Origin of the sequence: Agrobacterium radiobacter, assembly GCF_040801995.1 — a bacterium.
Lineage (GTDB): Bacteria > Pseudomonadota > Alphaproteobacteria > Rhizobiales > Rhizobiaceae > Agrobacterium > Agrobacterium radiobacter.
The window spans coordinates 583,404-603,737 of record NZ_JBEGHX010000001.1; the positions used below are offsets into that span (position 1 = coordinate 583,404).

General features: G+C 60.8%; 21 protein-coding genes. 12 read left to right on the forward strand and 9 right to left on the reverse strand.

What is annotated here, in order from left to right:
- Positions 1-192 precede the first annotated feature (192 nt).
- On the reverse strand, positions 193-2,385 hold the full coding sequence (locus tag MRBLRC7O_RS02915) for a transglycosylase domain-containing protein (protein WP_003509229.1): 2,193 nt from the start codon (positions 2,383-2,385) through the stop codon (positions 193-195).
- Between the two features lie 254 nt (positions 2,386-2,639).
- Between MRBLRC7O_RS02915 and MRBLRC7O_RS02920 the strand changes: the two genes are divergently transcribed.
- Positions 2,640-3,119, forward strand: coding sequence for a YcgN family cysteine cluster protein (locus MRBLRC7O_RS02920; RefSeq protein WP_003509227.1), 480 nt, complete (start codon positions 2,640-2,642; stop codon positions 3,117-3,119).
- A 168-nt stretch (positions 3,120-3,287) separates the two neighbouring features.
- The gene (gene blaOXA, locus MRBLRC7O_RS02925) at positions 3,288-4,112 is read left to right on the forward strand and encodes a class D beta-lactamase (RefSeq protein ID WP_003509224.1); all 825 of its coding nucleotides are present in this window, start codon (positions 3,288-3,290) and stop codon (positions 4,110-4,112) included.
- Between the two features lie 27 nt (positions 4,113-4,139).
- Here blaOXA and MRBLRC7O_RS02930 read toward each other — a convergent pair whose 3' ends face one another.
- Together MRBLRC7O_RS02930 and MRBLRC7O_RS02935 are read right to left on the reverse strand one after the other, a co-directional pair.
- Positions 4,140-4,475: a type II toxin-antitoxin system YafQ family toxin gene (locus tag MRBLRC7O_RS02930; RefSeq protein WP_031234113.1), complete on the reverse strand. Its 336-nt coding sequence runs from the start codon at positions 4,473-4,475 to the stop codon at positions 4,140-4,142.
- A complete protein-coding gene (locus MRBLRC7O_RS02935; RefSeq protein ID WP_020811442.1) occupies positions 4,472-4,747 on the reverse strand; it encodes a type II toxin-antitoxin system RelB/DinJ family antitoxin in 276 nt (91 codons plus the stop codon). Before MRBLRC7O_RS02935 ends, MRBLRC7O_RS02930 begins: the two co-directional genes overlap by 4 nt.
- A 212-nt stretch (positions 4,748-4,959) precedes the next feature.
- On the opposite strand from MRBLRC7O_RS02935, the gene MRBLRC7O_RS02940 reads away from it, so the two are divergent.
- From MRBLRC7O_RS02940 to MRBLRC7O_RS02960, 5 genes are all read left to right on the forward strand, one after another.
- On the forward strand, positions 4,960-7,539 hold the full coding sequence (locus tag MRBLRC7O_RS02940) for a heavy metal translocating P-type ATPase (RefSeq protein ID WP_162690758.1): 2,580 nt from the start codon (positions 4,960-4,962) through the stop codon (positions 7,537-7,539).
- Complete coding sequence (cueR, locus tag MRBLRC7O_RS02945) at positions 7,536-7,958, forward strand: Cu(I)-responsive transcriptional regulator (RefSeq protein ID WP_003509219.1); 423 nt, start codon at positions 7,536-7,538, stop codon at positions 7,956-7,958. The genes MRBLRC7O_RS02940 and cueR overlap by 4 nt, the downstream gene beginning before the upstream one ends.
- Before the next feature lie 52 nt (positions 7,959-8,010).
- Positions 8,011-8,211 (forward strand): heavy-metal-associated domain-containing protein, encoded by a 201-nt coding sequence (locus MRBLRC7O_RS02950; protein WP_060723954.1) that lies wholly within the window; start codon positions 8,011-8,013, stop codon positions 8,209-8,211.
- A gap of 76 nt (positions 8,212-8,287) precedes the next feature.
- On the forward strand, positions 8,288-8,557 hold the full coding sequence (locus MRBLRC7O_RS02955) for a ribbon-helix-helix domain-containing protein (RefSeq protein ID WP_003509217.1): 270 nt from the start codon (positions 8,288-8,290) through the stop codon (positions 8,555-8,557).
- On the forward strand, positions 8,547-8,912 hold the full coding sequence (locus MRBLRC7O_RS02960) for a hypothetical protein (RefSeq protein ID WP_060726102.1): 366 nt from the start codon (positions 8,547-8,549) through the stop codon (positions 8,910-8,912). Before MRBLRC7O_RS02955 ends, MRBLRC7O_RS02960 begins: the two co-directional genes overlap by 11 nt.
- On the opposite strand, the gene MRBLRC7O_RS02965 is transcribed toward MRBLRC7O_RS02960, so the two are convergent.
- Positions 8,909-9,157 (reverse strand): hypothetical protein, encoded by a 249-nt coding sequence (locus MRBLRC7O_RS02965; RefSeq protein WP_003509215.1) that lies wholly within the window; start codon positions 9,155-9,157, stop codon positions 8,909-8,911. The genes MRBLRC7O_RS02960 and MRBLRC7O_RS02965 overlap by 4 nt on opposite strands.
- 176 nt (positions 9,158-9,333) lie before the next feature.
- On the opposite strand from MRBLRC7O_RS02965, the gene MRBLRC7O_RS02970 reads away from it, so the two are divergent.
- Positions 9,334-10,722: an MFS transporter gene (locus MRBLRC7O_RS02970; protein WP_233284497.1), complete on the forward strand. Its 1,389-nt coding sequence runs from the start codon at positions 9,334-9,336 to the stop codon at positions 10,720-10,722.
- Between the two features lie 80 nt (positions 10,723-10,802).
- On the opposite strand, the gene MRBLRC7O_RS02975 is transcribed toward MRBLRC7O_RS02970, so the two are convergent.
- Both MRBLRC7O_RS02975 and MRBLRC7O_RS02980 read right to left on the reverse strand, forming a co-directional pair.
- Entirely contained in the window at positions 10,803-10,976 is a 174-nt protein-coding gene (locus MRBLRC7O_RS02975; protein WP_020009686.1) for a hypothetical protein, read from the reverse strand.
- Positions 10,977-11,043: 67 nt separating this feature from the next.
- The gene (locus MRBLRC7O_RS02980; RefSeq protein WP_107675294.1) at positions 11,044-12,759 is read right to left on the reverse strand and encodes a glycoside hydrolase family 32 protein; all 1,716 of its coding nucleotides are present in this window, start codon (positions 12,757-12,759) and stop codon (positions 11,044-11,046) included.
- Between the two features lie 169 nt (positions 12,760-12,928).
- Between MRBLRC7O_RS02980 and MRBLRC7O_RS02985 the strand changes: the two genes are divergently transcribed.
- The gene (locus MRBLRC7O_RS02985; protein ID WP_060726105.1) at positions 12,929-14,389 is read left to right on the forward strand and encodes a protein adenylyltransferase SelO; all 1,461 of its coding nucleotides are present in this window, start codon (positions 12,929-12,931) and stop codon (positions 14,387-14,389) included.
- Positions 14,390-14,560: 171 nt separating this feature from the next.
- On the opposite strand, the gene MRBLRC7O_RS02990 is transcribed toward MRBLRC7O_RS02985, so the two are convergent.
- A complete protein-coding gene (locus MRBLRC7O_RS02990) occupies positions 14,561-15,661 on the reverse strand; it encodes a saccharopine dehydrogenase family protein (RefSeq protein WP_080866011.1) in 1,101 nt (366 codons plus the stop codon).
- A gap of 145 nt (positions 15,662-15,806) precedes the next feature.
- Between MRBLRC7O_RS02990 and MRBLRC7O_RS02995 the strand changes: the two genes are divergently transcribed.
- Positions 15,807-16,238, forward strand: coding sequence for an Lrp/AsnC family transcriptional regulator (locus MRBLRC7O_RS02995; RefSeq protein WP_003509206.1), 432 nt, complete (start codon positions 15,807-15,809; stop codon positions 16,236-16,238).
- Positions 16,239-16,355: 117 nt separating this feature from the next.
- Here the strand turns inward: MRBLRC7O_RS02995 and MRBLRC7O_RS03000 are convergent, their stop codons facing one another.
- Complete coding sequence (locus MRBLRC7O_RS03000) at positions 16,356-16,724, reverse strand: winged helix-turn-helix transcriptional regulator (protein ID WP_080866551.1); 369 nt, start codon at positions 16,722-16,724, stop codon at positions 16,356-16,358.
- Positions 16,725-16,866: 142 nt separating this feature from the next.
- Between MRBLRC7O_RS03000 and MRBLRC7O_RS03005 the strand changes: the two genes are divergently transcribed.
- Positions 16,867-17,706, forward strand: coding sequence for an SDR family oxidoreductase (locus MRBLRC7O_RS03005; RefSeq protein ID WP_060726107.1), 840 nt, complete (start codon positions 16,867-16,869; stop codon positions 17,704-17,706).
- Between the two features lie 23 nt (positions 17,707-17,729).
- Here MRBLRC7O_RS03005 and MRBLRC7O_RS03010 read toward each other — a convergent pair whose 3' ends face one another.
- Positions 17,730-19,370 (reverse strand): alpha/beta hydrolase, encoded by a 1,641-nt coding sequence (locus tag MRBLRC7O_RS03010; protein WP_162690773.1) that lies wholly within the window; start codon positions 19,368-19,370, stop codon positions 17,730-17,732.
- Between the two features lie 448 nt (positions 19,371-19,818).
- Here MRBLRC7O_RS03010 and MRBLRC7O_RS03015 point away from each other — a divergent pair, with 448 nt between their 5' ends.
- On the forward strand, positions 19,819-20,331 hold the full coding sequence (locus MRBLRC7O_RS03015) for a hypothetical protein (protein ID WP_080866012.1): 513 nt from the start codon (positions 19,819-19,821) through the stop codon (positions 20,329-20,331).
- The last annotated feature ends 3 nt before the right edge of the window (positions 20,332-20,334 follow it).

Genomic DNA, 20,334 nt, shown 5'->3' on the forward strand with positions numbered 1-20,334 from the left:
TGGCTTACCCCCCTCTGCCCTGCCGGGCATCTCCCCCTCAAGGGGGGAGATCGGCGAGCGGTGCTACCACCACTTCATTCGCTAACGTTGAGACGGGCGAGACCTCGCCGCATATCGATCTCCCCCCTTGAGGGGGAGATGCCCGGCAGGGCAGAGGGGGGTAAGCCGCACGCTCCGACAAAAATCCCAACCTCACCGCCGCGCCGCATCCTCCGCGCCGTCACGCAAAGACGCATCCGCCACCTTCTGCGTCGTCACACTCAAGGCCGAAGCATCCTTCATCTTCTTGGCGATGGAGCGAATGACGCGGGTGGCCTCGGCAGAAAGCGAGCGTGGGCGGGTAAGGGCCGGCAGGGCCGGGGTGCTGGTGGCTGCGGCTGCCACTTCCGCCGAAGGTTGCGGGCGCGCGCCTGTCGGCAACGGGTTCTGGATGCCGGGGATCGGGCGCAGCTCCATGCCCTGATGGGCGTAATCCATCAGCCGTTTGAAGGCCATGGCGGGCAGCGCGCCGCCGGTCATGTTGTTCATCGGTGTGAATTCGTCATTCCCGAACCAGACGGCGGTCGTATAATTGCCGGTGAAACCCACATACCAGGCGTCGCGGTAAGCCTGCGAGGTGCCGGTCTTGCCGCCGGAGACGATGCCATTGTCAAGCGCGCCGCGGCGGGCCGTGCCCATGACGGGAATGGTCACCAGCATCTGGTTCATCTTGGAATTGGCGTCTTCGGAGAGCACGCGCTTGGCAGGCGGCTCGTTGTGGCTGAAATCGTAGAGAACATTGCCCTCGTAATCCAGCACCTGCTCGATGCCATGGCGGCGTGACTGCATGCCATCGGCCGGGAACACGGCATAGGCGGTGGCCTGGTCGAGAACCGTCACTTCGGAAGTGCCGAGCGGAATGGTCTTGTCGCTGCGAAGCGGTGTGGCGACACCCATGGCCTTGGCCGTGTCGACGATGACCTGCGTGCCGAGTACATCCTTGGCGAGCCGGACCGGCACGGTATTGTAGGATTTGGCGAGCGCCATCTGCAGCGTCACCTTGCCGGCATAGGAGCGGCCATAATTCTGCGGCGACCAGCCGCGCCAGGTCACCGGCGCATCGGAAATCAGCGTCTCCGGCTTCATGCCCTTTTCCATGGCGGCCGAGTAGGTATAGACCTTGAAGGAGGAGCCGGGCTGGCGCAGCGCCGCCGTGGCGCGGTTGAACTGGCTTTCGCCATAATCACGCCCGCCGACCATGGCGCGCACGCCGCCGCCGTTTTCGATCATCACCATCGCGCCCTGCTTGACGCGGTAACCTTCGCCATATTCACGCAGGCCCATTTCCATCGCCTGTTCGGCCGCCTGCTGCAGGCCGGTATCGATGGTCGTGCGCACGACCACCGTATGGTCCTTGAATTTACCTTCGGCGGCCAGCCGCTGCACTTCGTCGAAAGCCCAGTCAAGGAAATAATCCGGCGCCTTCACATCGGCGCGGTCGATGACGGTGGCCGGATTGCGCCGCGCGCCGATCACCTGGCCCTCGGTCATCAATCCGCTCTGCACCAGGTTGGAAAGCACGGTGTTGGCACGGGCACGCGCGGCGGGCAGGTTGACATGCGGCGCATATTTGGCCGGCGCCTTGAACAGGCCGGCCAGAATGGCGGATTCGGCCAGTGTCACATCGGTCAGGTTCTTGCCGAAATAAAACTGCGCCGCCGCCGCCGCCCCGAAGGTGCCGCCGCCCATATAGGCGCGGTCGAGATAAAGGCTGAGGATTTCCTTCTTCGACATGTTGGTCTCGAGCCACAGCGCGAGGAAGGCTTCCTTGATCTTGCGCTCCAGCGAGCGCTCATTGGTAAGGAACAGGTTCTTGGCGAGCTGCTGCGTCAGCGTCGAACCGCCCTGCACCACGCCGCCGGCGCGGGCGTTTTCGCTCATGGCGCGGGCAAGGCCGATGAAGTCGATGCCGAAATGGTCGAAGAAACGCCGGTCTTCGGTCGCCAGCACCGCCTTGATGAAATGGTCAGGCATCTGGTCGATCGGGACGGAATCTTCATGAATGATGCCGCGATGGCCGATGGTATTGCCGTAACGATCAAGGAAAGTGACGGCGAAATCGCCGCGGTAACGCCAGTCCTTCTTGGTTTCCTCGAAGGCCGGCATGGCGAGCGCCAGAAGCACGACGCAACCCGCCGTTCCGAAGGTCAGCGCGTCGCAGGTGAGGTTGACGAGAAGCTTCTTCCATCCGCGCACATGCAATTTGCGCGAGGCGATGGTGACGTCTTCCCAGAAATCCACCAGCCTTGCCGCAGCCGTCCACAGGCCGGAGTCGATGAAGCTATCGATCCGGAGCAGGATGTGCCGTTTTTTACGGCCGTTCTTATCGTCTTTTTCTTCCTGCACGTGCCGATGTGTTCCTGTTCAACGCAACGCGATCGTCGATATTCTGCGCTTCAACCCATTCCCGACGCAAAACCGTGGCATGGTTATGTCGGAATTGCTTGACGTGGCGGCAGTTCGCGGGCCAATGACCCCTCTGCCGCCTGCCAATATGCTAAAATATCGTACAAACCAGCCCTTGGCGATACGATATAAAGGATTAGGGACCGGTTAAACACTCCTGTCCAAGTGATCAAAATGAAACGGAAATGTTAACGATGAATGACGCGCCGTTCTGGAAAACCAAATCGCTGACCGAGATGACCGGTGAGGAATGGGAAAGCCTGTGCGACGGCTGTGGCCTCTGCTGTCTCAACAAGCTGGAGGACTGGGACACCGGCGAAGTGGCGTTCACCTCGGTCCGCTGTGTGCTGCTCGATGGCGAGAGCTGTCGATGCTCCGACTACGAAAACCGCCGCGCCACCGTGCCGGATTGTATCCAGCTGGACCTCAAGAAGGTCCATGAGATCGGCTGGCTGCCGCCCACCTGCGCCTATGCGCTGGTGCGTGATGGCAAGGATCTCTACTGGTGGCACTATCTTGTTTCCGGCGATACGGAAACGGTGCATGAGGCGGGCATTTCCGCACGCGGCCGCACCGTCAGCGAAGCCGATGTGGATGTTGACGACTTCGAGGATTATGTGGTCGACTGGCCGCTGACGGTCGGCGAGAGGGCGGGCGAAAAGGAGCGGATGTGACGGAAAACGTCGATTTTCGTTTTGGTCCTATTCCTGCCCCATCAGTCTCCTAAAGGCATGTCGTCCGAAAGCGTGTCACGGTTTCGGGATCGACTTGTCTGAAATCAAAGACAGCTTCCGGCCATTCCGGCAAATGATCCGCAAAGCGGACGAGGGACATCAAAACGCATGCGCTACCGGCTGCCCGCCATCGTTCTTTCATGCCTTGCCCTTCCGGGGCTCCTGCCGTTTTCCGCTGATGCCCAGCAACAGCCCCAGGCCTTCGAATGCACGCTGGTCACCTCAATCGAGACCGGCGCGATCATCAACCAGCAGGGCGCCTGCGACCAGCGCGTGGCGCCGGCTTCCACCTTCAAGGTGCCGCTGGCGCTGATCGGTTACGATGCCGGCATTCTTCAGGATGAAAAGACGCCCGCCTGGGACTGGAAACCCGGCACGGAGGCGCGCGCCTCCGACCGCAAGACGGTCGATCCCTCGATATGGGAACAGGATTCGGTCCTGTGGTATTCGCGTGAAATCACCCGTCGCCTTGGACCGGATAAATTCGCCGCCTATGTGAAGCGTCTCGGTTACGGCAATGCCGATGTGTCCGGTGAGCCGGGCAAGAATAACGGCCTGACCCATTCCTGGCTCGGATCGTCGCTGACGGTTTCGCCGGTGGAGCAGGTCGGCTTCCTCCGCCGCCTCCTGGCCGGCAATCTGCCGGTCTCGCGTGATGCGCAGGCGAAGACAAGGGCAATCGTTCCGGTCTTTGATGCGCCGGAAAGCTGGGCCGTGCATGGCAAGACCGGCACCGGCTACATGCGTGACGAAAAGGGCAACCCCGACCGCAACCGTCCCTTCGGCTGGTTTGTCGGCTGGGCGGAGCGCGAAGGCCAGCACATCGTCTTCGCAAGGCTGCGCGTTTCCGACAAACCGTCCGACGAGCCGCTCGGCCCCGCCGTGCGCGATGCATTCCTGCGCGATATTCCGCGGCTGGCCGTGCACCGGTAGCGAGATCGTATCTTTCAGATCGCGTCTCTACCTGAAAAGCTCGGCGTGCGTTCCTGCGCGGGTGAAGATGAGAAGGTTCTGCTTCTCATCAAGTTTGTAGATCAACAGAAAGTCCCCGCCGACATGGCATTCGCGATGATCGTGCCATTCTCCGGTCAATTCATGGTCACGAAACTGCGCCGGTAATGGCGCTTCGTTGGCAATGAGAAGGAGCATGATCTCCTTCAGTTTCACCATGTCATAACGCCCGGAATTGTTCAGCCGTTGCCAGTCCTTGATAAATTGCCTGGTGAAATCCGAACTGCGCGGCAGCACCGTTCGCTTCGATGCCGCCTCTTTTCCGTGACCTTTCTTATCCGTCACCGCTTGTTACCATCAAGGGCGTCAAACAAGGCTTGCGCCGTGCCGAAACGATTGCGCCTGGCAGCCGCGATGGCGCGCGCTTCTTCAATCGCGGCGAGCGTTTCAGCGTTCGGTTGCGTCAGTTCTATCGGCAGTGCTTTTTCTCGGGCAATGCGCGTCAGCATCATTCGCATGACGTCGGAAACAGTCAGTCCCAGACTGTCGAGCACGGCAGTCGCGTCGTCCTTGAGTGCCTGATCGATGCGCGCTCTCACATAAGCATTTGCGGTCATGATCAATCTCCTTTTTAGAGATTTGTTTGTAGCTCAAATGAGCATCAAATTCAACGCGTGTATTGCCGCCCCCTCCATACTCTTTCTTGTCGAGCGGGCGGCGGCGATAAGCGTGGCTGCGCTCACGATTGTGTGTTCAACAAAAACCTTTCCCTTCCCTTGACCTTCCCATCATGGGAATCTCTACATAGGGTCTCGAAAGGGGATTTCCCATGAACGAGACAGTCAAACACGCCCATCGAAATGAACCGGTTTCCATTCCCGTGGAGGGCATGACCTGCGCTTCCTGCGTGCGGCGGGTGGAAACGGCTGCCGCCAAGGTGCCCGGTGTCATGTCGAGTTCCGTGAACTTCGCCACGAAGAAGCTTACCGTCGAACCCGCCGAGGGTTTTTCGGCGCGCACGCTTGGCGCCGCCATCAAGAAGGTCGGTTATGATATCGCGCCGGAGCGGCAGGAATTTACGGTGGAAGGCTTGCAGGACGAGGCGCAGGCCGGGCGGCTGAAGGCCGTTCTGGAAGCGGTCGCCACCACAATCGCCGTCAAGGTAGACGCGGCTTCAGGCAAGGTCTCGGTGGAAACGATCGGCGGCCGGCGCGAACGGGACGCATTGGTGGAAACGGCAAAGCTTGCCGGGTTCGCGCTGAAGACACCGAAACCGCACGATCATTCCGCCCATCACAATCATAACCAGCACCAGGGACATCATGAGGGCCATGGTCAGATGGCGGGCGAAACCGGCGGCCATGACCATATGCAGCATGCGGGTGAGGAGGGCGCGCTGAAACGCGATCTGACGATTGCCGCGATCCTGACCGCGCCGCTTTTCGTGCTGGAAATGGGCGGCCATCTCTATGAGCCGATGCATCACTGGCTGATGGGTCTCATCGAGACGCAGAACCTCTATTACATCTATTTCGTGCTCGCGACGGCGGTGATTTTCGGACCGGGCCTGCGCTTTCTCAAGACCGGTTTTCCCGCTTTGCTGCGCGGCGCGCCGGAAATGAATTCGCTGGTGGCGCTGGGCGTGACGGCGGCCTACGCCTATTCCGTCGTGGCGACCTTCGCGCCCGATCTACTGCCGGAAGAGGCGCAGTTCGTCTATTATGAAGCGGCAACCGTCATCGTCACACTGATCCTGACCGGGCGGCTTCTCGAAGCCCGCGCCAGCGGCCGCACAGGAGACGCCATCCGCAAGCTGATGAGCCTGCAGGCGAAGACCGCCCGTGTGGAGCGCGACGGCGCCACCATCGATATTTCCCCCGATGATCTGGTGGCCGGCGATATCGTCGTCATCCGTCCCGGCGAAAGGCTGGCGGTGGATGGCGAAGTCGTCGAAGGCTCGTCCTATGTCGATGAATCGATGATTTCAGGCGAGCCGGTGCCGGTGGAAAAGACGGTCGGCGCAACGGTCGTCGGCGGCACCATCAACAAGACTGGCGCCTTCAAGTTCAAGGCGACCAAGGTGGGCGCGGATACCATGCTGTCGCAGATCATCCGCATGGTGGAGGAGGCTCAAGGGTCCAAGCTGCCGATCCAGCTGCTGGTGGACCGCGTCACTGCGCTCTTCGTGCCCGTTGTCATTGCCATTGCGGTGCTGACCTTCATCGTCTGGGCGATATTCGGCCCGGAACCCGCCTATACATTCGCTCTGGTCAATGCGGTCGCGGTGCTCATCATCGCCTGCCCCTGCGCCATGGGTCTCGCCACGCCCACCTCTATCATGGTTGGCACCGGCCGGGCGGCGGAGCTGGGCGTGCTGTTCCGCAAGGGACAGGCCCTGCAGGAGCTGCGTTCGGCTGAAATCGTTGTGGTCGACAAGACCGGCACTGTGACCAAGGGCCGCCCGGAACTGACGGACCTCGTGGTGGCGGAAGGGTTTGCCGACAACGAGGTTCTGGCGCTCGTCGCCGCCGTCGAGGGCCGCTCGGAGCATCCGATTGCCGAAGCCATCGTCCGGGCTGCGGAAGAAAAGAATGTGGCGACCCCTGCAGGACTCGAACCTGCGACCATCGAAAACTTCGAAAGCGTGACGGGTTACGGTATCGCCGCCAACGTCAATGGCCGCAGGGTCGAAGTTGGCGCGGATCGCTTCATGGCGAAACTCGGCCATTCCGTCGATATCTTCGCGGATGCGGCGGCAAGGCTGGGCGACGAGGGCAAGACGCCGCTTTATGCCGCCATCGACGGCAGGCTGGCGGCTGCGATTGCCGTCGCCGATCCGCTGAAACCATCGAGTGTCGCCGCCATCAGGGCGTTGCAGGCGATGGGCATCGAAGTGGCCATGGTGACGGGCGACAATGCCCGCACGGCCAATGCAATCGCCCGGCAGGTCGGCATTTCCCGCGTGGTGGCCGAAGTGCTGCCCGAGGGCAAGGTGAAGGCGATCCACGAGATGCGCGCAGGCGGCAAGGTGCTGGCCTTTGTCGGCGACGGCATCAACGATGCGCCAGCGCTGGCCGAGGCTGATATCGGTATCGCCGTCGGCACGGGAACGGATGTCGCCATCGAAAGCGCCGATGTGGTGCTGGTCGGCGGCGATCTCATGGGCGCAGTCAACGCCATCGAGATGAGTCGCGCAACCATCCGCAACATCAAGGAAAACCTGTTCTGGGCTTTCGGCTACAACGTGGCGCTGATACCGGTTGCGGCGGGCGTGCTTTATCCGGCCTTCGGCATCACGCTGTCGCCGATGATTGGCGCGGGGGCAATGGCGCTGTCCAGCGTCTTCGTCCTCGCCAATGCGCTGAGATTGAAACGGGCGAAGGTGGTCCATCGGGAGGTGACGTCATGAATATCGGCCAGGCATCGGAAGCATCGGGCGTTTCCGCCAAGATGATCCGTTATTATGAGCAGATCGGCCTCATCACGCCGGCCGCCCGCACCGGCAATAATTACCGGGTTTATGGCGAGCAGGATGTGCACAATCTGCGCTTCATCAAGCGGGCGCGCACGCTCGGTTTCTCGCTGGAGGAGACCGAGACGCTGCTGAAACTCTGGCAGGACAAAAGCCGTGAGAGTTCGGCGGTGAAGGAAATTGCGCTCGTCCACATCGCTGATCTCGAACAGAAGATCGCCGAGATGAAGAGCATGGTGAAGACGCTGTCCCATCTCGCCCATTGCTGCGGCGGCGACCACCGGCCCGACTGCCCCATCCTCGATGATCTCGCCGGCGCTGAGAAGAACGACGCCAGGCCTGTGCGAACCCACTGAACTTTATGACAACCGGCGCGAAAATATCGCTACCGGCCAGAAGGAGAAAACCATGGGTGCAACCACCTTCCTCATTCCAGACATGACCTGCGGCCATTGCGAAAAGACGCTGCGCGGCGCTCTCACTGAGGTGCTTCCCGATGCCGCCGTCAGCATTGATCTTTCCGCCCACCGGCTCACGGTAACGGGCGACGCCGCAACTGCGGAAGCGGCGATCCGCGAAGCCGGTTATTCGCCGGAAAGGGCGGGTTGAAGCATCTCGTTGCTGGAATGAACAGGAAAGATGTGCTACTGAGTAGCATGATCTGTCCTGTCGAGGGAGTGCCACAATGTCCGTCAAGGCGTCAGTTTCCATCTCCGATCAACAGGACAGCTTCGCGCGCAGGCTGGTGGAGGAAGGGCGTTACGCCAGCCTCAGTGCCGTCGTCCAGCGTGGGCTGGAATTGCTTCGGCAGGAGACCGAGTTGAGGGACGCCGAGCTTGCTGCGCTTCGCGACCTGCTGGCAGATCGTAAGCAGGACGACTTCGTCTCCGTTGAGGAAGGTAAACAAAGAACAGCAGCCATGATAGCGGCCAGAAAGGCCGGCTATGGCCTATAAGGTCCTGCGTTCAACACAGACAGATCAAGACCTCGGCCTCATTCTCGACCATCTCATCCAGTCCTATCTCGACCTCGGCGACGCCTTGCCAGCAGCTTTCACGCGCGCTGTACGACGCGTGGGGTCGATTGAAGCGGATATGGAAGCGCTTCATAAAGCGCCCTTCCAGGGAACATTGTTGCCCGAAATATTACCCGGCCTTCGCCGGGTAACGAAAAATCAGGCTGTCTTTTATTTCGATATCGATGAGGGTGAAAAGACCGTGCGTATTCTCGCGGTCTTTTTCGGCGGGCAGGATCATCTACGCTATATGCTCACGCGCCTCGTGTCCGGTCGCACCGTCAGTCTTCCCTAAACCTCGTCGAAAGCCCCGCCTTCCCGCGAGGGATTGCGGTTGATCACCCGTTCTTCCGCATCGTCGGGCAGGGCCTCGTCGCTTTCCTGATAGGGATCGTCCTCGCTCTCGGCCTCTTCTTCCTCGATTTCCTGTTCGATGGATTGCGGAATCTCTCCCTTGGCGGGAAGGGCGTCGATGTCGAGATCGAGCAGATCCTCGTTCATGGCGTCTTCGTTAAGGGGCAGGATTTTCTTGCGGTCCATGACGGTGTCCTTTCTATCGGTTCTTCGGCAAACGGCCGGGCGCGCGGAGGGTTCCTGCCGCGCGAGAATTCCTTCAGAACAAATGACCTGAAAAAGCCGTCTTGACCTCAATGGCGCTTGAGGTTCTAGTTTGCCCGCCGTATCGCAAAAATGGAAAGGATACGGCTTTGTCGAGTATCGAAATGGCGGAGAAAAACGGCTGGAGCGAATTGCTGAGCGGGGCGAATCTCTCGCTTCTGACCGTCATCTCCTCCGGTATCGGCCTGCACGCTTTTAATCAGTTCGCTGTCGTGACGGCCTTGCCCGTGGCCGTGAACGAAATCGGCGGCGCGGGTTTTTACAGCTGGGCCTATAGTCTTTATTTCGTCGGTTCCGTGGCGGGCGGTGTCACCGCCGTGCTGTTTCGCGAACGTTTTGGCGCGCGCACCGTCCTGCTTCTGTGCTGCCTGATCTTTTCCTTCGGTTCGGTTCTCTCGGCAATTGCAGGTGACTTTTTGTGGGTCGTCGTCGGCCGGGCCTTGCAGGGACTGGCGGACGGGCTGATCGTCGCCGTGTGCTACAGTCTCATTCCCGCTGGTTTCCGCTCCGGCCTGTTGCCGAAGGTCTTCGCCATCGAGGCGGCGATCTGGGCGGTCGCCTCCTTCATCGGCCCGCTGACCGGCGGTTTTGCCACCGAACACATCTCCTGGCGCGCCACCTTCCTGCTGTCGGCGCCGCTGATCCTGCTGCTTCTGGCCTATACCACCATTGCCGTCTCCGCCGAGCGGCCGGTGGCGGCGACGCGCAAACCGCTGGTGCCGCTGGTTTTCTGCCTTGTCGGCGCATTGGCCTTTTCCGCTCCTTCCGCCTTCGAGGATGCGAGCCTGCGGGCGATTTCCCTGCTGGCGGGGGCGGCGCTGTTGTGGGCGTCGCTGCGGGCGGGCACCCGGCCTTCCGTCGGACTGTTCCCGAAGAATTCCTTCCGGCTGAAGACGGTGCTCGGCAGCGGTTTCTGGGTGCTGTTCCTGATGTCCTATGCCCATGCGCTGGGCAGCGTCTATCTCGCTTATGTCGCCATCAATCTCTGGCAGCATGAGCCCACCTTTGCCGGTTTCATCGTGGTGACGATGCCGCTTGCCTGGAGCTTCGTGGCAATGCTGATCGGCAGCCTGCGCTCTAGCCGCCTGCGGGAACTGTGCCTGCATTACGGTCCCTACCAGATGGTGCCGGGCTGCGCCCTGCTGGGGCTGGGGTTGGCGACCGGCAACTGGGGAGAAATGCTGCTCGGGCAAATCCTGATCGGATCGGCCTTCGGCATGTCCTGGGCCGGCATCAGCCAGGCGGCAATGGAAGCAGCGCCGGAAGAGGAACGCAAGATGACGGGTGCGCTCTTGCCGACGGTCGCGACGCTCGGCTCTGCGGCCGGTGCTGGCGCAAGCGGCACTGCCGCCGCCGCCAGCGATCTCGTGGCGCAGATCGAGCGTGCGGATGTGACGATGCCGATGGTTTATCTTTATGGGCTGGGTGTGGTCGTATCGCTGCTGGCGATCATGACCGCCAGCGGGTTGCGGGGTGAAAGGCGCTAGAACATTTCCAAAAAAAGTGGAACCGGGTTTTCCGTCCGGAAATGCGACCCAACAAAGTGAAAGGCCCTTCGCGGCCTTGATCAGGACTGGGTGGCGGCGATGGTGATCGCCGCCAGATAAACGACGAAGGACATAATGGCGATTGCGCCGATAATGATGATGATGCCCTTGCCGGCGCGTTTCTTCTCTGCCTTGTTTTCATTGGCTTCGGTTGGAAACAGGATCGGATCGCTGGTGTCGCGGATTTTGGTCATGCCGTTTCTCCTTTCGGCGGATTGGGCGGTTTCGGTCTATCAACCGCCCAATCCGTTAAAAGGTTCCTCACGGTTTCAGCGCCCAGCTGGTGGCATGCACCACCGCGCCGGGGGCGGCCTTCAGCAGCGCCGAGCGCACGGGTTCGAAACCTTCGATGCGCTTGGTGCCCACATATCGCCCGCGATTGGCGAAGACCTCAATCGAGCCATAATCGAGAAAGATGCGGATGCGGGATGCCTTGGCTCCCCTGGCGATATAATGCGGTGAGGGGCCGTCGCGCCCGTCTTCATGGCAGATCCACAGCCCCGTTTCATCGGAAACGACGCCAAGCTTGACGGTGGGATGATCGAGCACCAGTTCGAAGGGCGCGCCGGGTGAGGCAAGCTCGAACAATATTTCCACCGCCCCGTTGATGAAGGTGACGCGTTCGCCGGCGGCAAGCCGCGTGCGGTCGAGAATATGGCTGCGCAGGCTTTCCGCCGCGCCGATGGGCGGGGTCAGAAGCTCGCCATTCACATAATGAATCCGGCGCGGCAGCGTCATCGAGGTCGGGAAATCGATCTCCGGATTGGCATCCGCCCAGTTTGCCAGCCAGCCCATGCCGATGATGCTGTCGCCATCGAGAAAGGCCTGGAAGGCGTAGTTGTCGGTGCCGAAATCCAGTTCCTGCCCGGATTCCTTGGTGAAGGCCTTGCCGTCAAACCAGCCGACATCGGCCATAGTCAGGTTCTTGCGGCCGGTCTCCGGGTCCTCCGAATGCATCAGCCCGTAAATTAGCACCCAGCGGGTGGAGCGGGCATTGACCGGACCATCGAGCGGCAGCAGGCAGGGGCATTCGATAGCCGTTGTCTTGTAGCGTGTTTCCACCCACAGTTTGCCGACATAGGTCCAGCCCGATGCCGCCGTGGGGTCGAGCGTTTCGTAGAGCAGAATGACGCCGCCGCCATCGCTCTGGCTGCCAAGCACCATTTTCCACAGGCCATCCGGGCCACGAAAGACGTAAGGGTCGCGGAAATCCGGTGTCAGCCCCTGTCCGTCCGGCCGGGTGCCGAGAATGACCTCGGCCTGCCCAGCCATGATGAGATCGGAGGAGGTGGCGGTCAGCTGTATCTGCTGCTCGGGAATGCGGTCCTGCACCTGCTCGGTGAAGAAGACGCGGATGCCGGTGCCTTCCACCAGCGGAATCGTCGAGCCGGAATAGGCGCCGCCGCGCTTATCCGGCCGCGTCGTCAGATCCTCTGAAGGGAAGAGGAAGATCGGCAGGTGCCGCCAGCGAAGGTAATCGGAGGAGACGGCATGGCCCCAATGCATGGTGTTCCAGCGCAGCCCGTGAGAATAATGCTGATAAAACAGATGCGGGCGGCCCTCGAAGCGGCCAAAGCCGTTCGGGTCGTTCATCCAGCCAAAGGGCGGACGGAAGTGATAGCTGCCGGGAAGTTCGGGTGCGGCATTATCAGGCTTGGTATGGACAACGGTGATGCCGGTCTCGAGCACATCCGACGCGGTGAACCAGTAGATGACGGAAACGGCTGTGGTCACCGTGTCGTAACTCAGCTCCACATGGCCGCCGCCAAAGACCTGATAGATTCGAAAACCGAACTCTTCCGTGTTGACGCTTGAAACTTCAGCGAATTTTCCATTCTGATTGGAAAAGGAGACGGCGCCGGGCTCGGCATCTTTTTTCGCCTTCAGCCAGACATGGAAGGTGGCGTTGACAGGCAGTTCGGTGTGGAGGGTGCGGATGGCGCTTTCCGGTTCGGCTGCGGCTTCAACAACGGTCATTGCTTTTCCTTTCCGTTCGGCATTCTGCTGGTCAAGCATAGGAACGATGATGGCGCGGGAAAGTTCATTGCGCAAAATTGAATGAGGCGATGGAGGAGGCGCGGCATTTATCGCTCGCATCCGCCGCCTTCCGGCCCCATATATGGGCAAAGCAGGGAGTTTATCCGTGATGAAATTCGACAATTCCTATGCCCGACTGCCGGAACGCTTCAGCGCCGCCGTGCTGCCGACGCCGGTGAAGGCGCCGCGCCTCATCGCTTTCAATCGCGGGCTGGCCGACGAACTCCTTCTCGATGTGGCCGGCCTTGATGATGAAAGGCTGGCGGCGATCTTTTCCGGTAATGTCTTGCCGCAGGGGGCCGAGCCGCTGGCCATGGCCTATGCCGGCCACCAGTTCGGCGGCTTCGTGCCGCAGCTGGGCGATGGCCGCGCCATTCTACTTGGTGAAGTGATCGACATTAACGGCAAACGCCGCGATATCCAGCTCAAGGGCTCCGGCCCGACGCCGTTTTCACGCAGGGGAGACGGCCGTGCGGCCCTTGGCCCGGTGCTGCGCGAATATATCGTGTCGGAAGCGATGTTTGCGCTTGGCATTCCCGCCACGCGGGCGCTGGCGGCCGTCCTCTCCGGCGAAAGGGTGCAGCGCGAAGTCGGCCTGCCGGGCGGCGTCTTCACCCGCGTTGCGGCAAGCCATATCCGTGTCGGCACGTTCCAGTTCTTCGCCGCGCGCGAGGATGACGAGGCGATCAAAAACCTCGCGGACTACGTGATCGACCGTCATTATCCCGAGGCGAAAGAGGCAGACAATCCTTACCTCGCCCTGCTGCGCGGCATCGCCGGGAGGCAATGCGAACTCATCGCCCGATGGATGATGGTGGGTTTCATCCATGGCGTGATGAATACCGACAATATGGCGGTCTCCGGCGAAACCATCGATTTCGGCCCCTGCGCTTTCCTCGATGAATATCACCCCAACAAGGTCTTCTCCTCCATCGATGCACAGGGCCGTTACGCCTTCAACAATCAGCCGGGCATCGCGCAATGGAACATCGCAAGGCTGGCGGAATGCCTGCTGCCGCTGCTCGATCCGCAAGTGGAAAAAGCCGCCGAACTCGCCAATGCCGTTCTCGCCGATTTCGCCGCCGCCTTTCCCCAACGCTGGCTTACCGGCATGCGCGAAAAGCTTGGCCTGACGACCGAGGAAGAGGGCGACATGGATCTGGTGCAGGCGCTGCTGGCGCTGATGCAGGCATCTGAAGCGGATTATACGCTGACCTTCCGGCGTCTTTCCCATGCGGCCAATGGCGACGCCGAGCCATTCCGCGGCATGTTCATCGATATCGCGGGGGCGGACGAATTTCTCACCCGTTGGCGGGAAAGAGCCGGTCGTGAGGGTATTTCCGATTCCGAAAGGTCAGGCGCGATGCTCTCTGCCAATCCCGCCATCATCCCGCGCAACCACCGTATCGAGGAACTGATCGAAGCGGCGGTGGAAGAGGATGATTTCGAGCCCTTCCACGCCATGCTGAAGGCGATAGCGACGCCTTTCGAAGAGCGGCCGGATAATTTCGTCTATATGCAGCCGCCGATGAGCCATGAGCGGGTGTTCAGGACATTTTGCGGGACGTAATGGATTCGTCACCTTCGCCGTCATGCAGGACTTGATCCGGCATCCAGCCGCCGCGCGTCTGCGCGGCGAGAAGGGTTTTTCAGCCCAGGGACTTGGGCTGGCTGGATACCGGCTCGAGGCCGGTATGACGGAGGAATGGGAGGAGATATTTTCTCGCCCGGTTTATATTTCTCACCCAACCCGCGCCAGCGGCTCATGCGAGCCATAATACCGGCCAAACCGGTTTTCGAGGAACTTCGGCAGCGCCACTTCCTCCTGTCGAACGAAGCCCTTCTGCGGCAGGGCGCCTTCCGCGAGCAGGTCGAGAACCGTGCAGATGCCGGCGGCGGTAGTGATCTGGATGGCGCTCATCATGCGGCCGGAAACCGGGCCGGCATAGACCTTGTTGGCATAGGTTTCCTGCAGGAAGCGGCCGTTGCGGGTGCCGCAGACGGTGACGAAGACGATGACCACATCCTGCATGGTGCCGGGCAGGGCGTTTTCGAACAGGTCCTTCAGCACATCGCGGCGGTTGCGCAGGTTGAGGTCGTTCAAAAGCGCCTTCATGATCGCCACATGGCCGGGATAACGGATAGTGCGGTAGTTCATGGTCCGCACCTTGCCTTCCAGCGTCGCGCAAAGCGTACCGAGACCGCCCGAGGTGTTGAACGCCTCGTAGGTGATGCCATCGAGCGAGAACTCCTCGCGCTCCTCAAGGGCCGGAACGGCGGTGAGGCGGCCTTCGACGATCGCTTCGCAGGGCTCGATATATTCGTTGATCAGCCCGTCGGTGCTCCAGGTGAGGTTGTAGTTGAGCGCATTGGACGGATATTGCGGCAGAGCGCCGACGCGCATGCGCACGCTGTCCAGCTTGTCGAACTTGGCGGCGAGATCGGCAGCGACGATGGAGATGAAGCCGGGGGCGAGGCCGCATTGCGGAATGAGCGCGGTTTCGGCCGTTTCCGCCAGCGCCTTGACCTTGCGGGTGGATTCCACGTCTTCGGTGAGATCGAGATAATGCGTGCCGACGGCAACGGCCGCTTCGGCAATACCCGCCGTCAGGTGGAAGGGGGCGGCGGAGAGCACGGCGAATTTGCCTTTTAGCAGTGCTTCCAGAGCGGGACGGTCGGTAATGTCGACGATTTCGGTGTCGACCCGTTCATGCGCCGGCACATTGGCCAGCTGATCGGCTGAACGATCGGCGACGGTGATGCGATAATCGCCTGATGCGGCCAGCATCCAGGCGATTGCCGAACCGATATTACCCGCGCCGATAACCACAATGTTTTTCATGTTTTTGTTCCCCGCAGTAAATTCGCATGTCTGCGCACCGGATGCGCTTAAAAGACAGAATGCCAGCTTTTTTTGACGATTCGCAGCTTCACTATGTGCGAATAGAGGATTAATATTGAGCAATTAGACGACAGGATTGGTCACTATGACGATTGCCGACAAGGACCGGGCGCTGCTCGCCCTGCTTTCCGAAAATGCCCGCATGCCGGTGGCGGAACTGGCGCGCAAACTCGGCCTTTCCCGCACCACGGTGCAGGCCCGCATCGAGCGGCTGGAGGCGGACGGGGTGATTGCCGGTTATGGTCTGAGGCTTTCGGAAAGCTATCTTTCCGGGCTGGTGCGCGCCCATGTGCTGATCACTATTGGGCCGAAGGCGCTACCCGCCGTCACCGCCGCGCTTTCCGCCATCAAGGAGGTGACGACGCTGCATTCGGTGAGCGGCACGTTTGATCTGATCGCGATTTTGGCCGCCCCTTCGATCCTCGACCTCGACCGGTTGATCGACAGGATCGGCGCGCTTGATGGTGTAGAGCGGACGCTGTCGTCGATCATTCTGTCGACGCGGATTTCGCGGTAGGGATTTTGGGGAGTGCGGTGGGCGCAAAGGCCAGTGGGTGCGCGTGATACTCTCTTCTTCCCTCATCCCTGTGACAAGCACAGGAATGAGGGGCGCACGGGTATGCCGCGCCTCGATTTAAACCACCGCCCGCTCATCATAAGCCTTCTGCGCCGCCATCACCGCGTCGATATTGCCCTCCGCCCAATGGGCAAGTGCCGCCACCGTGTCGGTCAGCGTCCGCCCCAGCGGCGTCAGCGAATATTCGACCGTCACCGGCACAGTCGGAAAGACCTGCCTCGAAATCAGCCCGTCGCGTTCGAGCTTCTTGAGCGTCTGCGACAGGACCTTTTGCGAAATGCCCTTGATCTCCCGCCGCAGCAGGTTGAAACGCACCGCTTCCACCCGCAGCCGGTCGAGGATCAGCAGCGCCCATTTGTCGGCGATCCTGTTCAGCACCATGCGGGTGGGGCAGCGGTCTTCATAGACGTCATAGATACGTTCCATGGGTTTGTTCCGTTGTTTCAGGGCCATGCCGGTTTCCGCGAGGATACCAGATAACCGAAAAGTGCTCTCTTTTCATGATTTCGAGAACGCAGTACCTGTGTTTTCGAAACATGGTTTCCATTAGATACTACGGAGATTTGAGATGGCAGGCAAGATACTCGTAATCGGTTCCACCGGCACCATCGGCACGCCGCTGGTGAAAGCGCTTCTTTCCAAGGGCGAAAGCGTTAAGGCGGCCTCGCGTAGCGGCAACGCCACGGGCGGCGCGGAAGGCGTGCGTTTCGATTATACCGACGCATCGACTTATGCGGATGCCTTCGACGGCGTTGACCGTCTGTTCCTCATTCTGGCTGGCGGTCGTCTGGATGCCATCGACGCGCTGACGCCTGTTGTCGAGGAGGCCGCGCGCCGCAAGGTGAAGATCGTGTTCCTCAGCGTCCTCGGCGTCGATGCCGATGATTCCATTCCCTATCGCCAGATCGAGCTGAAGATCATCGCTTCGGGCACGCCTCACGTCATCCTGCGCCCCAACTGGTTCGCCGATAATTTCCACAGCTACTGGAAGGCGGGCATCGACCATGGCCAGATCGCCGTTCCGGCGGGCGAGGGCAAGTCGAGCTTTATCGATGTTCGCGATATCGCCGACAGCGCCGCCGCCGCGCTGACCTCTGATGCCTTCAATGGCAAGGCTTTCAACCTGACGGGTCCGAAAGCCCTGGGTTACGGCGAAGCGGCCGCGCTGATTTCGCAGGCGATCGGCAAGCCGGTTTCTTACGCTGCCGTTTCGGATGAGGTCTTCATCGGCATTCTCACCGGCGCGGGCGTGCCGCAGGACTACGCCTCGTTCCTCGCCTCGATCTTTTATCCCGTGCGCGAAGGCTGGACGGCCGTGGTGACTGGCGATGTCGAAACGTTGACCGGCCATGCTCCGCGTTCACTGGAGACCTATATCGCCGACAATCTGGACCGGCTGAAGGGCTGAAGCTCCAGGCGAGCCCGCCGCGCTCACGCCGGATCGGTGGAACCGCGGCGGGCTTTGAAGAGCATCTTCAGCCGCTGAATCTCGTCCGCGTTCCAGCCCTGTGGCTCGGTCACCTCCGTCCATGCATCGATATAATGTTCCGGCGCATAGACATGGCCGTAACCGATCGGTGCGGTGGTGGCGGCGGCGACATCGAGACCGAGCTGCAGCAGGGTCACCACCGGGAACCAGCGGAAGGATGTGGAAACGTCAGGCCCGTGATGCACCATCCATTGCGGCCGCCGGTAAAGTGAGGCGGCCTCGAAGAAGGTTATGGGGTCGCTGGCATATTGCAGATAGACGATCCGCATCGGCCCCCATTCCGCATCGGGCATATGGGCTGTCGTATATTGGTTGGCGAAGCGGATGACGGAGGAATCGCGGAAACGCGGCAGCCATTCCGGCGTGCCCTTCACCCGGCCATTGGTGGCCATGCGCCATGTCGGGCTGGAAAAGGGCGGACCGCTCCACAACGCGCCCTGGAAGGGGTCTGCCAGCACATCGTAGAGATCGGAGGATTTCTGCGAATTGAGCGAACCGAGGCTGAGGCCATGCAGGTAAAGCTTCGGCCGCGTTTCCTTCGGCAGCGTGGTCCAGTAGCCATAGACGGCCTCGAACAAGGCACGCGCGGTCTCGACACCGTAGTCCGGCTCCGTCAGCAAGGCGATCCAGCTGGAAAGATAGGAATATTGCACGGCGACGCTGGCGATATCGCCGTCATGCAGATATTCGACCGTATCGAGCGCTTCCGGATCGATCCAGCCGGTGCCGGTGGGAATGACCACCAGAAGCACCTTGCGTTCGAAACCGCCGACCCGTTTCAATTCCGCCAGCGCCAAGGCCGCTCTTTCTTCCGGCGTCGAAGCCGAGTTGAGGCCCGCATAGACCCTGAGCGGCTCCTTTGCCGGGCGATGGGTAAAGGCGGATATGTCTGCGCCATCAGGGCCTTCGGCGACGAATTCGCGGCCGCGTCGGCCGAGCGATTCCCACGCCATCAGCGAGGCGCTGCTGCCGGTCTTGAGCGGATCGGAAGGGCGCGGCACGTCAGGCTCGATCAGCGCATCCACCTGTTTCAGCGAAGAATCCGCAAATCTGAGACCGATATCGAAGATCAGCCCGTTCAGCAGCATCCATGAGAGGACGATTGCTGCCGCGATGCCGAGCACATTGGCAAGTCTGCGCGGCAGGAAATGACCGCTGCGCGCCGCAAAGAACCGGCGGATAAGCTGGAAAAGCCGGCCTGCGCCGATAAGTACGGCGGCGACCAGCACGGCAAGGCCGCCGGTCTTGGTGGGGTGGGCGCTGGGCAGCGGATCGAGCTCCATCAGAACGCGGATGGAATTCTGCCAGTCCTTCGCCTGCCATAAAAACGCGATTGCTGTGATGGCGGCGGCGAGCGCGATGAGAAAGCGAATGCCGCGCATATTGTGGCGCGAGGGCTCGGGCAGTTCGAGATAGGCCCAGACGGCATGCAGGGCGACACCGATCAAATAACCGATGGCAAAGGAAAAGCCGCACAGCACACCCTGCATCAGCCAGGTTCGCGGCAGGAGCGACGGGGTAAGTGAGGCGCAGAACAGAATAGCGCCAAAGACGATGCCGGTTGCCGAAAGGCCCGCAAACAACCGCCCAACCCATTGTTTCACCAACTTCAATCGCCCCTTCTGCTCACCATCTGGCATCGAGTGTAATATGTGGCGGACGAGGGTGCAAATCCTGTGGTGAGGACAAAAATCACGATAATAGGAAAATAATCCTTTACAGCGTGACGGTGGTTTGATAGTGTTTGGCTACAGTCGGAGATTTGCGGCTGGGTCGCGGTTGGTTCAGAAATATCAGAGCGCTGGATTTTACGAATAACAAGGCTTTGCTCTCTTCCCTCATTCCTGTGCTTGTCACAGGAATCCAGCTAGCCCAAGTCCTTGGGCTGAAAAGCCTCCCTCCGCCGCGCGGACGCGCGTCGACTGGATTCCTGTGACAAGCACAGGAATGAGGGCTGTGGGGAGGCGCCACCCGCAAATGAACCGCGTCGCATGCCCATGTTCATCTCCATTTCCCTCCCAGGCCAATCCGATGACTAATGCTCATAATTGCGACCCGGCGCTCTACGGAGCCTGGCCGGACAGGCCTGCTTATGCGGATGAGGCCGCGCCTGAGATCAAATCGCGGGCAGACAGGCTGGCCGCCGAAGATGCGGCGCGCAACGGCAGTCTGCGGCAATTGCTGAACGAGCTGACGGAGGAGATGCGCGATCAAGTCTGCATGTATCGCAATCTTCGGCAGTCGGGCGAGGCGGGGCTTTTGCCTGATGCCGACGACACGGAAGGCAAGCAGGCCCGTGCCGATGTGAAAGTTGCAACGGATCAGCTGTCGCTCATCGTCCGCACTCTGGAGCGGATCGACGCGCTGCAACGGGTGCTGGCGGAAGAGCGGCAAGCGCTGATGGGCGAGGATGAAAACGATACGCAGGATTATGAGGCGGCGGTGGCGCATTTCCTCAAACGCATCGACGAGCTGGCCGAGCAGAAATGCCGCGAGAGGCTGGAGGTGATGGCAGCGTCCGGCACTCCGGCGGGGTCTGATTGAGGC